Annotated in this window: 9 protein-coding genes; 5 read left to right on the top strand and 4 right to left on the bottom strand. The window is 67.5% G+C overall.

Annotated elements, in window-relative coordinates:
• Positions 1-74: 74 nt before the first annotated feature.
• Positions 75-392, bottom strand: coding sequence for a ComEA family DNA-binding protein (locus tag HBF32_RS07145; RefSeq protein WP_166698998.1), 318 nt, complete (start codon positions 390-392; stop codon positions 75-77).
• Positions 393-584: 192 nt separating this feature from the next.
• Between HBF32_RS07145 and HBF32_RS07140 the strand changes: the two genes are divergently transcribed.
• From HBF32_RS07140 to HBF32_RS07125, 4 genes are all read left to right on the top strand, one after another.
• Complete coding sequence (locus tag HBF32_RS07140; RefSeq protein ID WP_166698997.1) at positions 585-2,027, top strand: M20 family metallopeptidase; 1,443 nt, start codon at positions 585-587, stop codon at positions 2,025-2,027.
• Positions 2,024-2,728 (top strand): YggS family pyridoxal phosphate-dependent enzyme, encoded by a 705-nt coding sequence (locus tag HBF32_RS07135; protein ID WP_166698996.1) that lies wholly within the window; start codon positions 2,024-2,026, stop codon positions 2,726-2,728. The genes HBF32_RS07140 and HBF32_RS07135 overlap by 4 nt, the downstream gene beginning before the upstream one ends.
• A gap of 392 nt (positions 2,729-3,120) precedes the next feature.
• Entirely contained in the window at positions 3,121-3,681 is a 561-nt protein-coding gene (locus HBF32_RS07130; RefSeq protein WP_338039743.1) for a C40 family peptidase, read from the top strand.
• A 68-nt stretch (positions 3,682-3,749) separates the two neighbouring features.
• Complete coding sequence (locus HBF32_RS07125; protein WP_166698994.1) at positions 3,750-4,487, top strand: pseudouridine synthase; 738 nt, start codon at positions 3,750-3,752, stop codon at positions 4,485-4,487.
• Here the strand turns inward: HBF32_RS07125 and kbl are convergent.
• The 3 genes from kbl to tdh form a co-directional block, all read right to left on the bottom strand.
• Complete coding sequence (gene kbl, locus HBF32_RS07120; protein WP_166698993.1) at positions 4,484-5,683, bottom strand: glycine C-acetyltransferase; 1,200 nt, start codon at positions 5,681-5,683, stop codon at positions 4,484-4,486. The genes HBF32_RS07125 and kbl overlap by 4 nt on opposite strands.
• 76 nt (positions 5,684-5,759) lie before the next feature.
• Positions 5,760-9,371 (bottom strand): DUF748 domain-containing protein, encoded by a 3,612-nt coding sequence (locus tag HBF32_RS07115; RefSeq protein WP_166698992.1) that lies wholly within the window; start codon positions 9,369-9,371, stop codon positions 5,760-5,762.
• Positions 9,372-9,471: 100 nt separating this feature from the next.
• The gene (gene tdh / locus HBF32_RS07110; protein ID WP_193570335.1) at positions 9,472-10,506 is read right to left on the bottom strand and encodes an L-threonine 3-dehydrogenase; all 1,035 of its coding nucleotides are present in this window, start codon (positions 10,504-10,506) and stop codon (positions 9,472-9,474) included.
• A 215-nt stretch (positions 10,507-10,721) separates the two neighbouring features.
• Between tdh and HBF32_RS07105 the strand changes: the two genes are divergently transcribed.
• Positions 10,722-12,875 (top strand): S46 family peptidase, encoded by a 2,154-nt coding sequence (locus tag HBF32_RS07105; protein ID WP_166698991.1) that lies wholly within the window; start codon positions 10,722-10,724, stop codon positions 12,873-12,875.
• The last annotated feature ends 79 nt before the right edge of the window (positions 12,876-12,954 follow it).

The following is a 12,954-nucleotide window of genomic DNA, read 5'->3' as shown; positions in this document are numbered from 1 at the left end:
AAGCCCCTGTTCCATGCGGGGACGCAAGTGCGTCCCCGGCATGGGGCGCGAGTGTAGCGCTTTCGCCCTGCGGTTCAATCCTCCTCGCCGGCTTTGCCCCGGCGGGCGGCCTTCGCCCTCTTCGCCGGCTTTCCGCCGTCCACCTGGATGGCCTCGCGGTTGCGGTCGACGAGGGAGCTGCCGATGCCCTTCACCTGGGTCAGCTGGTCGGCGGATTCGAAGGCGCCGTTCGTTTCGCGCCACGCCACGATGGCCTGGGCCTTCGCCATGCCGACGCCGTCGAGCGACTGGGCCAGCGTGGCGGCATCGGCGGTGTTGATGTTCACCGGCGTGGAGGCGGACGCCAGTGGCGCAAGCAGGAGGCAGGCGAGGGCGACGAGAGTGCGGTTCAAGATGGTTCTCCTTCAGGAACGCCGGATGGCGCAGGCGCACTCTGGAATGCGCTGCGCGGCGCGCATACCGGTGCCCGGAGGGACGCCGTGTGCGTCGTTATCGGCGCGAAAGGCCTGCGTTTTCCCACACCGCAGCGGGCCTCACCGTCGTCGCTGTTACAATCGGCCTTTGACCAACGAGCGTGGCCAGCCATGGATACCTCCCGCATTTCCTCTTTCGTCAGCGGCCTCTGGGACGCGGAAATCGTCCCGCAACTCGTCGAGTACATCCGCATCCCGAACAAGTCGCCGATGTTCGACGCGCAGTGGCGCGAGCATGGCTACATGGACCAGGCGGTGGCGCTCATGGAGACCTGGGCGCGTTCCAAGCTGACCGCGTTCGAGGGTGCCTCGCTGGAGGTCGTGCGGCTGGAAGGGCGCACGCCGCTCATCTACATCGACGTACCCGCGCAGGGCGTGCAGGGCAAGGGCACGGACGAAACCGTCGTCCTTTACGGCCACCTCGACAAGCAGCCGGAGATGACGGGTTGGGCGGACGACCTCGGTCCGTGGACGCCGGTGATCAAGGGCGACAAGCTTTACGGTCGCGGCGGCGCCGACGACGGCTATGCCATCTTCGGTTCGCTCGCCGCGCTGCTCGCGCTGCGCGACCAGGGCTTGCCGCACGCGCGCTGCGTGATCCTCATCGAGGCCTGCGAGGAGTCGGGCAGCTACGATCTGCCGTACTACGTCGACCACCTCGCCGACCGCATCGGCAATCCGGCACTCGTCGTGTGCCTCGACTCCGGCTGCGGCAATTACGACCAGCTCTGGCTCACCACGTCGCTGCGCGGCATGACCGGCGGCAACCTCACCGTGCAGGTGCTGGAAGAGGGCGTGCATTCCGGCGACGCGTCCGGCGTGGTGCCGTCGAGCTTCCGCATCCTCCGCGACATCCTCGGCCGCCTGGAAGACGCGAAGACGGGCAGCATCCTGCCGAAGGAACTGTACGTCGAGATCCCGCCGCAGCGCATGGAGCAGGCGCGGCGTTCGGCCGAGGTGCTCGGCACCGCGGTCTACGATAAGTTCCCCTTCGTGGACGGCATGAAGCCCGTCACCGACGACCTGGCCGAACTGGTGCTCAACCGCACATGGCGCCCGCAGCTCGCCGTCACCGGCGTGGGCGGCATGCCGCCGCTGGACAGCGCGGGCAACGTGCTGCGTCCGAAGACCTCGGTGAAGCTCAGCCTGCGCGTGCCGCCGACGCTTTCCGGTGCACAGGCGGGCAAGTTCCTGAAGCAGCTGCTGGAGAAGGACCCGCCGTACGGCGCGAAGGTCACCTTCGACCTCGAGAAGGACGGCAGCGGCTGGAACGCGCCGGCGCTCTCGCCATGGCTGGAGGAAGCGGTGGCGAAGGCCTCCGAGCATTATTTCGGCGCACCGGCCGCGTACATGGGCGAGGGTGGCAGCATTCCGTTCATGGGCATGCTGGGGGAGAAATTCCCGCAGGCGCAGTTCCTCATCACGGGCGTGCTCGGTCCGCACTCGAATGCGCATGGGCCGAACGAATTCCTGCACATCCCCACCGGCAAGCGCGTGAGCATGGTGGTGGCCGACGTGGTGGCACGCCACTTCCAGGAAGCGTCGAAGGCATGACCTTCGACGTCTCGACGCTGGCGGGGCGGCTCGCTGCCGTGCGGGCGTCGATGGCCGATGCCTGCCGCCAGGCGGGACGCGATCCGGCGGAGGTCGTCCTGCTTCCCGTCAGCAAGACCTTCGGCGTGGATATCGTGCGCGAGGCCGTCGGTCTGGGCTTGCGTCGTTTCGGGGAGAACAAGGCACAGGAGATCCAGGCGAAGGCAACGGCGCTAGCCGGGGAAAACCTGGAATGGGTGGTCATCGGCCACCTGCAGACGAATAAGGCGAAGGTGGTCGCGACCTACGCCAGCGAGGTTCAGTCGCTCGACCGCCCCGACCTCGCCGTGGCCCTGGACAAGGCGTTGCAGGCGCGCGGCCGTGCGATCGACGTGCTCGTGCAGGTAAAAACCTCGCCGGAGGAAACGAAATCGGGGATATCCCCCGCCGACCTGCTCCCGTTCCTCGACGAACTGAAGGCCTTCCACTCGCTGCGCCTGCGCGGACTGATGACGCTCGCCGAGGCGAGCGAGGACGAGGAGCGGGTGAGAGCGTGCTTCCGCACCCTGTATCGTCTGCGTGACAGGGCCCGCGAGGCTGGCCACGCGGTGGATCGCCTCTCCATGGGCATGAGCGGGGATTACGCTCTCGCTATTGCCGAAGGCAGTACCGAGCTGCGGATCGGCTCGGCCATCTTCGGGGCAAGATCCTACAAGGTCTGACCGCTGCGATTCGCGGCCGGAGGCCTTGCGGGCTATCCGTCAGTCCTCACGAATGTGAAGGCAAGTGCCTAAACCTGTTCAGGTTTTTGGCCGAAAAGCCGCATTTCTTTGCGACTAGTCTGAATCTTTCCTAGGAATGGTCGTTTTTAACTTTATGCCAACAACTAGGGGGAGGCGGTTTGGTAACTTCACCGCTCGTTCACGGTCGTCTCACCTTCACGGCGGCTTAACCTCACGATGAATAGGCCTTTTCGCTCATGTATTTAAAGCGACTGACCGCTCTCGCGTTAGCCTCCTGCTGTATCGCCGCCGTAACACCCGCCATCGCCGACACGATCACCGCTCCACAGGGTCTTGATCAGTCCGCCACGCTCCTTCTCACGGACCTGCCGGTGTTCGCCCCGGCCACCGCGCTGGCCCAGTCCACCGTTTCCGATATCGCTACGATCGCCGCGCCGAAGGCGGCCGATACCGCCGCCTCCGATGACGGCGCGGCCTCCGACGACGACGGTGACAGCCTCGTCGCCGCCGCCACCGACAAGCTGGCCGGCCACGTCGACGGCCACGCCCGCGAGGCGCTTCTCGCCTTCGCCATGAAGCTCCGCGACATCCGCTACCACCGCGGCGGCCGCAAACCGTCCACCGGGTTCGACTGCAGCGGTTTCGTCCGCTACGTGTTCCTGCACAGCATCGGCCTCGATCTCCCGACCAACTCCGCCAGCCAGTTCCTCGCCGGCCTGAAGGTCAAGCGCAACGAAATGAAGACGGGCGACCTGGTGTTCTTCCGCACTCGCGGCAAGGCCATCTCGCATGTCGGCATCTACATCGACAACGGTCAGTTCATCCACTCGCCGTCGGCGGGCAAGACGGTCCGCGTCGACAGCCTCAACGAGGCTTACTGGGCCAAGCACTTCGTCGGCGCCAAGCGTCCCGAAGGCATCGCCAAGATCTGACGGTCACCTCCAACGCATATTTCCGAAACGGCATGCTCCGGCATGCCGTTTTTTTTATCCTGTCCCGCATGCCTCCTCCGCGCCGCTCCTCCACTCCTGTCTACGGCCTCGCCCGCGTGCTGTCGAAGCGCGGTATCTGTTCGCGCAGCCAGGGTGAGCGGCTGGTGAGGGAAGGGCGGGTGCGCGTCGACGGGCGCCTCGTCCGCGACCCTGAATTTCCCATCGCGGGTCACGAGCGGATCGAGATGGACGGGGAGTCGGCGCACGCCGCCGCCCCGGTCTACATCGCCATGAACAAACCCCGCGGCATCGTCGTGTCCGCCGCGGACGAGCGGGGACGCGATACCGTGTATTCGCTGCTCGAAGGCGCCGGGTTGCCCTGGCTCGGCCCCGTCGGGAGACTCGACAAGGCGAGCGAAGGCCTGCTGCTGCTGACCAACGACACCGCGTGGGCGGCGGGCATCACCGATCCCGTGACGCACGTGCCGAAGACCTATCATGTGCAGGTCGCCGGCAGGCCCGACGAGGCGACGATCGCCGCCATGCTCGAAGGCGTCGTCGAGGCCGGCGAGCCGTTGCGTGCCACGGCGGCCACGCTGCTGCGCCAGGGCGAGCGCAACGCCTGGCTGGCGGTCGTGCTGGAAGAGGGCCGCAACCGGCATATCCGACGGTTGCTGGCGGCCCTGGGCTTCGACGTGTTGCGGCTGGTGCGGGTGGCCATCGGCGATCTGGCCCTTGGCGAATTGCCGAAGGGCCAGTGGCGGTACCTGGGCGCGGACGAGGTGTCGGCGCTGCGCCGGCGTTAGGCTTTCAGGATGCCGAGTTTCCTGCCGACCTTGGTGAACGCCGCGATGGCACGGTCGAGGTGCTCGCGCGTATGCGCCGCGCTCATCTGCGTGCGGATGCGCGCCTTGCCCTGCGGGACGACAGGGAAGAAGAAGCCCGTCACGTAGATGCCTTCCTCGAGCAATTCGGCCGCCATGGCCTGCGCCTGCTTGGCGTCGTAGATCATCACCGGGACGATCGGATGCTGGCCGGGACGGATGTCGAAGCCGGCCTCGGTCATTTTCTCGCGGAAGTAGCGGGTGTTCTCCTTCACCTTCTCGCGGAGTTCGCCGGCGGCGGCGAGCATGTCGAACACCTTGATGCCCGCCGCAACCACGTGGGGCGGCAGCGAGTTCGAGAACAGGTACGGGCGCGAGCGCTGGCGCAGCATCTCGATCACTTCGCGGCGCCCCGTGGTGAAGCCGCCCAGCGCGCCACCGAGCGCCTTGCCCAAGGTGCCGGTGAAGATGTCGATCTTGTCCATCACGCCGTGCAGCTCGGCGGAACCGCGGCCGGTCTCGCCGAGGAAGCCGGTGCAGTGGCATTCGTCGATGTGCACGAGCGCGCCGTACTTGCGCGCCAGCGCGGTGATCTCGTCGAGCGGGGCGACGAAGCCGTCCATCGAGAACGCGCCGTCGGTGGTGATGAGCTTGGTGCGCGCGCCGGCGGCGTCGGCGGCCTGCAGCTGGGCCTCGAGGTCGGCCATGTCGCAGTTCGCGTAACGGAAGCGCTTGGCCTTGCACAGGCGGATGCCGTCGATGATCGACGCATGGTTCAGCGCGTCCGAGATGACCGCATCCTCCTCGCCCAGCAGCGGTTCGAAGAGGCCGCCGTTGGCGTCGAAGCAGGCGGCGTAGAGGATGGTGTCCTCGGTGCCGAAGAACTCGGCGATCTTCCGTTCGAGCGCCTTGTGCAGGTCCTGCGTGCCGCAGATGAAGCGCACGCTGGCCATGCCGAAGCCGTGCGTGTCCAGGGCCTCCTTGGCGGCCTGGATCACGTCGGGGTGATCGGCCAGGCCGAGGTAGTTGTTCGCGCAGAAGTTGAGGACCTTGCGGCCTCCTTCCAGCTCGATCTCGGCCGATTGCGGCGAGACGATGACCCGTTCGTTCTTGAACAGGCCCTGCTCGCGGATAGCGTCGAGCTCGCTGGCGAAGCGGGTCTGGCCGGGATAGGACATGTCGGGGAGGCCTTGTATATAGGAAGACTCCTATTGTGGGACCTTTCCCCGGATGAGAAAACCTGGACGTCCCGTCTCAGTGCAGGCCGAAATCCACGCGTGTCGTCTTGCCACCGTCGTCGATCCCCTTGGCATCGGTCTTCGGCGCCACGACGAACACGCGTTTATCGTCCACCTTCCCCTGTAGCCACTGCTGTACGGCTCCCGCGCGCCGCTCCGCGAGATGACGCAAGGCATCGGCATCCACCGGCATGTTGGCCTCCATGAGTGCGCGCATCTCGTCGGGCGGCAGTGACTTTGACAGTCCGATCACGTTCTTCGGTTTGGGAAACGAGGCGTGCCGATAGGCGCGTTCGAGATACTTCTCACGTTCCTCGTCCGTCGGCGGCGTCGTGTCGTCGTCTTTCGCGTTGACCTGCTCCTGGTGGACGAGGTCGTCGACCATGACCTTGCGCAGGCCGGTTTCGTCCTTTTCCGGGTCGACGCGGCCGACGATGTCGAGGCTGATCGAGGGTTTCTCCGCCAGCACTTTCACGATCTCGGCCAGCTTCGCCTGCCCGTCGGCGTCGAGCACGGCGGAGCCGGGCGCGAATTCGATGTAGCCGAGGTCCTGGCGCCCACCGCCGCCGCCCACGGAGGCCAGCAGCCTGAACGGCGAGGTCACCGCCTTCACGATGAGGTTGCCGATGGCGCGCCAGACCAGCCCGCCGACGCTGAACTGCGGATCGTCGAGCGAGCCGCTGACGGGAACGTGCACGTCGATGCGCCCCTGGCTGTCCTTCAGCAGGGCCACGGCGAGCTTCACCGGGAGGTGGCTGATCCCGGGTCCCTCGATGCGGTCGCCGAAGGTGAGCTGGTCGATGAAGATGTGGTTGTCCGCGGTGAGCTTGCGCTGGTCGAGCAGGTAGTGGACGTCGACGTTGAGGCGGCCCTTCGTGATCGGGTAGCCGGCGTACTTCCCGGAGTAGGGCGAGAGGTTGGCGAGCTGGATGCCGTCGGCCTTGGCCGTGATGTCGAGGAACGCCACGGGTGTCAGCGGGTTCACGGTGCCGCGGATGTCCACGGGCGCGTTGCCGTCGAGCTGGCCCTGCACGGTCAACTCCGCGGGCGCGGCGCCGCCGGTCGTTCCGAACGCGCCGATCTTGCCGGTGAGCTCGGTCACGTCGGCGGTGTAGTTGGGCTTGATGAAGTTGTCCGTGTAGTTGAGATGACCCCTGGTCAGGGACACCTGGCCGATCTGGATGTCCGCCGCCGGGCCCGCGGCGACAGCGGGGGACGCGGCTGTCGCCGCGGGAGCGGGCGCCGGTGCCGGCGTGGACGCGTCCCGCGCCTCGGTCACCGAGACCGCACCCGGCGCTTCCGGGCTGGCGACGACGTCCTGCAGGTTCGTGCGTCCGTTGGCGTTGATGATCACGCGTGCATAGAAGTCGTCGAGCGCGAGGCCGCCGATGTCGACGTGGGGCACGTCCTCGCCCAGGCGGATCGCCATGCGGGACGCACTGAGCGAATTCCAGCGGAGGAAGTCGGCATCGGTCACCTTGTCCAGCACGCGCACGCGGCCCAGCGTGGCTTCGCCGCGGTAGGCGATACGCGCAGGCGCCGCGCCGCGGTCCTCGTAGCGAACGCGGCCGTCGAGGCTCAGCAGTCCGCTGGCGATGCGCACGTTCAGGGGCACGGTGACCAGCGCCTGCAACGGCGCCACGTTGAGTTGCTTCGCCTTCACGACCAGCTGCGCGTCGAGGGGCTGCGGCCGCACCTTGCCGGTGACGGCGAACGTTCCCTTGCCGAGCGTACCCTTCAGGTCGAGCGTCACCGGCTTCTTCATGTCGTCGGACAGGCCGTCGATGCCGAACGCCGTGGCCTTGAGTTCGATGCTGCCGGCCCGGCGCCGTATTTTCGGGTCGCGCAGCGTCAGCGTGCCGTCGCCGAGGCCGACGTGCCCGATGCTCCATCGCCACGCGGGCGTGGGCGGCCCTGAGGTCTTCGCCGCCGGCGTCGGCATCATCACGTGGGCGAGGTCGAAGCTGCCGTCGGCGAGGCGACGCAGGTCCAGCGCGAGGCCGTCGAGCGAAAGGCTGTCGAGGCGTGCCTCGCTGGTGGCGAGGTCGACGAGGGCGATCGACGCCTTCATCGACGTCCAGGTCACCGGAGCGGCACGCCCGTGACGCGGGACGAGGCGGAAGCCGTCCACGTTCGCCTGCGCCCTGGCGATCTTCACGGTGGCTGCCTCGTGCCAGTCGAGCGCGAGTTCGCCGTTCGCGCCCAGGCTCCCGCCGGCGATGTCGGCATCGAGCGGCGGCGGTGCCAGCGGCACCAGGTCGGCGAGCGACACGTTCGTCATCGACAGCGTGCCGGCATAGCGGCTGGCGGCGAGGTCCAGCGTGCCCTTCGTGGCGACCTTGCCGCCCGCCATGTGTGCGGCGAGGTCGAGGTTCGCCACGGGGGCGGCCACGGTGCTCAGGCCGCGGATGCTGCCCTGCACGCCTTCGAGCAGCAGCCGTGCCGGCGCGGGTGCCGCGAGGTCGGCGTATTCGATGCGCGCATCCTTCAGGACGAGCGCGTCGATGCGCACATCGGTCGGTTTCGCGTCCGGCGGCGGCGGGGGCGCGGATGGTCCTCCGGTGAGCGCGTCGAAGTTGCTGCGTCCGCCGGGCAGTCGCGCGTAACGCACGCCGAAACGGTCGAGTGCGACGGTTCCCAGGCGGTAGCGCGAGGTCAGCGGTTCGATCGCGGTAAGGGCGGCGTCGCCGTGACCCAGCGTGAGGATGGAGGCGCCGCCTTTCTCGGCGATCTTCAGGTCGTCGACGGCGAGGCGCCCGCTAAGGATCACCTGCGGCCTGGCGTCCGTCATCGTGAAACGCAGGTCCAGCCGTCCGGACAACTTGCCGCTGGGTACAGCGACCGGAAGCGGCGTGGGCGCGAAGCCGAGGTAACGGGGCAGGTCCAGGTGGTCGAGGTGGAAGCTGACCAACGATTCGTGGCTGCCGGCGAACGGCTTGGTCTGGCCGTCGACGCGGAGCGGGCTGCCATCCACGTTCATCGCGAGCAGCGGCCGGACATAGATGTCGGTGGCGCTGGGCAGGCTGGCGAGGAAGGGAATGCCGAGTTCGATCCGGTCGAGGCGGTGCGTGGCGTCGAGCACGCGGTCGTCGAAGTCGACCCGGCCGCCGTGGACGGCGATATTGGAGACGGCGAAGCGCGCCGGCCCCTCGTCGGGTGCGGCCGGTCCCGACGCGAGCCGGTCGAGGATGTCGGAGAAGTTGAAGCGTTGCGGCGCGGTTCGTTGCAGGCGCACCTTCGGCCCGTTCACCTCGAGCGCATCGAGGATTGGCGCGGCGCGGAAAAGCGACGCCCACGAGGCGTTCGCCGTGATCCTGTCCACGTCCACGAAGGGTGTCTTGCCGTCCGCTTCCCCGATGTGCAGGCGCTCGACGGTGAGCTTCAGGGTAAACGGATTGAGGGAGAGTCCTCCCACCGTTACCGGGCGCCCCAAGGCCGCGCCGGCACGGGATTCGACCTGCGAGCGGATCAGGGGCGGAGCGGCGAAGAAGCCGAGCAGGCCGAAGGCGACCAGCGCGATCAGGACGCCGGCGACGATCCGGCGGGTGCGCCGCGACCGGTAAAGAACCAGGGCGCGTTCCCGGCCCCGGTCCAGGTAAAGCCTGCCCCTGGTCTTGCGTGTTTCCATGCCGCCAACTCCTCGGACAATCCGGATTCCCCGGCGGAGTGTACTCGCCGGGAAAGCCGTCGGAGGGGCGGATCAGGCAAGCCGGTTCAGGCGGCCCGCATCAGGTCCAGGAGCAGACGACCTTGCCGCACTGGCCGGCGTCCATCAGGTCGAAGCCCTTCTGGAAATCGTCGATGGCGATCTGGTGCGTGAGCACCTTCTGCAGCGGGAAGCCGGTGAGAACCATCTGAGTCATCTTGTACCAGGTCTCGTACATGCGGCGGCCGTAGATGCCCTGCAGGGTGAGGCCCTTGAAGATCACCTTGTCCCAGTCGATGCCGGCACCGCGCGGCATGATGCCGAGCATGGCGATCTTGCCGCCGTGGTACATGCAGTCGAGCATGTCGCCGAAGGCGCGCGGATTGCCGCTCATTTCCAGGCCCACGTCGAAGCCCTCGATGTGCAGGTCCTTCACCACGTCCTTGAGCGGCTGGTTGGCGACGTTCACCACGCGCGTGGCGCCCATGTCGGCGGCCAGCTTCAGACGGTAATCGTTGACGTCGGTGACCACGACGTTGCGCGCGCCCACGTGCTTGGCGATGCCGGCGGCGATGATGCCGATGGGGCCCGCGCCGGTGATGAGCACGTCCTCGCCGATCAGGTCGAACTCGAGCGCGCAATGCGCGGCGTTGCCGTACGGGTCGAAGAAGGCGGCCAGCTCGGAGGGGATCTGGTCCGGGATCGGCCACAGGTTGGAGGCCGGCATGGTCATGTACTCGGCGAACGCGCCGTTGCGGTTCACGCCGATGCCGAAGGTGTTCGGGCACAGGTGCTGGCGGCCGGCGCGGCAGTTGCGGCAGTGGCCGCACACGATGTGGCCTTCGGCGGACACGCGGTCGCCGATCTTGTAGCCGGTGACGCCCGGGCCGATTTCGGCGATGCGGCCGACGAATTCGTGGCCGATGGTGAGGCCGGGCTTGATCGTGCGCTGGGACCATTCGTCCCACTTGTAGATGTGCAGATCGGTACCGCAGATGGCGGTCTTCTCGATCTTGATAAGGACTTCGTTCGGGCCGACCTGCGGCACCGGCACTTCTTCCATCCAGATGCCTTGTTCTGGCTTGCGCTTGACCAGCGCCTTCATCGTCTGCTGCATGGGGCTCTTGGGTTCCGGGCGGGGAGGGTCCGCGGCGCGGACCGAATTCCGCATTATAGGTGGGAAGCGCGGCGACGCGCGAAGGGCCCGCGGCGGGCTTCCCCACGGGCCAGCCCGCGCCCCGCAGCCGGCGGCCATTGCCAGCCGCGCCGGCCCCCTCTATGGTCGGAACGTTTTTTCTTGCGACCGCCGCACGACCTGCAGGGGCAACGAACATGCGAATCCACTCGATGATGCTGGGAGCCGCCATGGCGCTGGCGCTGGACGCGAAGGCCGACGAGGGCATGTGGCTGCCGTCGCAGCTCCCCGGTCTGGCGAAGAATCTCAAGGAGGCGGGCTTCCGGGGCGACCCCAAGGACCTCGCCGACCTCACCCGGGCGCCGCTGAACGCGGTGGTCCGGATCGGCGGCGGGACGGGTTCCTTCGTCTCGGCCGACGGGCTGGTCGTGACCAACCACCACGTGGCTTTCGGCGTCATCCAGTACAACTCGAGGCCGGACCGCGACCTGATCGCGAACGGGTACGTCGCCGCCGACCGCGCGGGCGAGCTTCCCGCCAATCCGGACTACCGCCTGCGGGTCACGGTCGGCTTCGACAAGGTCACGGACCGGATCCTGGCAGCCGCGCGGGGCAAGACGGGCAAGGCGTACTACGACGCGCTGGACGCGGCCAGCAAGGTGCTGGTCGCGGAGTGCGAGACCGAGGCCGGCATCCGGTGCAGCGTCGCGAACATGTTCTATGGGCGAGACTTCTACCTGGTGAAGCAACTCGAGCTGCGCGACCTGCGGCTCGTCTACGCGCCGCCGCGTGCCATCGGCAATTACGGCGACGAGGTCGACAATTTCGTCTGGCCGCGCCATGCCGGCGACTTCACCATCCTCCGTGCTTATGTGGGCCCGGACGGCAAGCCGGCCGATTACTCCCCGGACAACAAGCCTTACCACCCGCCGTCGCACCTGAAGCTTGCTACCGGGGGCGTGACCGAAGGCGATTTCGTGATGCTGGCGGGTTATCCGGGCATCACGTACCGCCACCGCACGGCGGCGGAGTTCGCCGACCAGGTGGAATGGCGCCTGCCCACCGCGGTGGAGGTGCTGAAGGCCTTGCAGGACGTGATCGAGGCCAAGGGCAAGGACGACAAGGAGGCCGGTATCCGTTACGCCTCGCAGCTTCAATCGCTGAAGAACGGCATCAAGCGCTTCAGCGGCGAGTTGGAGGGCCTCCGGCGCAGCGACGCCGTTGCCGTGCGCCGCGACGACGAGGCCGCGATGCTCGCGTGGCTCGCCACGCAACCGGACGGCAAGACGTTGAGGCCGGCGATCGACCAGGTCCTGGCGCTCATCGCTCAGGGGAAGGACGTCCGCGAGCGCGACCTTCTCGTGGGTCTCCTTTCGTCGCAGACGCAGCTGATGAAGGGCGCCCTGGCGGTGGACCGGCTCTCGGTCGAACGGCCGAAGGCCGACGCCGAGCGCGAAACGGGCTACCAGGAGCGCGATGAGGAACTGATCCGAAGTCAGCTGAAGCAGATCCAGCGGCGCTACGACCCCGCGGTCGAAAAGGCGCTGATCGCGTCGATGATGCTGCGCTACCAGAAGCTGCCCGATGCCGGGCGCCTGCCCGAGGTGGACAAGGTCTTCGGCCGCTCGCCGGCCGAACTGGCGAAGGCGCTGGACCGCATCTACGCGGGAACGAAGTTCGGCGACGAGGCCGAGCGCACGCGTCTGTTCGACGCAGCGCCGGCCGAGGCGGCGGCGAGCAAGGATCCGCTGCTCGTGGCGGCCCGCACGCTCCGGCCGGCGCTGCTGCGCATCGAGGACGAACGCAAGGCGCGCGAAGGCGACCTGCTTCGCCTGCGTCCGTCCTACATGCAGGCGCTGATCGCGTATCGCGAGAAGCAGGGCAAGGCGGTCTATCCCGATGCGAACGCCACGCTGCGGGTGAGCTATGGCAAGGTTACGCCGCTGATGGCACGCGACGCCGTCACCTATGCGCCGCTCACCACGGTGGCCGGCATCGTCGAGAAGAACACGGGCATGGCACCGTTCGACGCGCCGAAGCCGCTGCTGGACGCCATCCACAAGGGCGATTTCGCCGGCTACGCCGATCCGAAGACGGGTGCCATGCCGGTGGACTTCCTGAGCAACCTCGATACCACGGGCGGCAACTCGGGCTCGCCGGTGCTCGACGCGAAGGGCGAACTGGTGGGCCTGAATTTCGACAGCAACTGGGAAGCGGTCAGCGCCAGCTGGATGTACGACCCGCGCTACAAGCGCGCCATCCATGTCGACATGCGCTACATGCGCTGGCTGGTCGACAAGGTCTATCCATCGCCGGCTTTGTTGCGCGAACTGGGCGTGCCTTCAAAGTAATCGCCCCCGTCGTCGACCTCGCACTCGGCGCCTGGGCCGTGGCTGGAACAGCCAGCAGTCGTCGAGTCGCAAGGATCAC

It is taken from the genome of Luteibacter yeojuensis (genome assembly GCF_011742875.1).
GTDB classification, from domain to species: domain Bacteria; phylum Pseudomonadota; class Gammaproteobacteria; order Xanthomonadales; family Rhodanobacteraceae; genus Luteibacter; species Luteibacter yeojuensis.
Note: the sequence above shows the minus strand (reverse complement) of the source record. Positions and strands in the feature narration are given on the sequence as shown.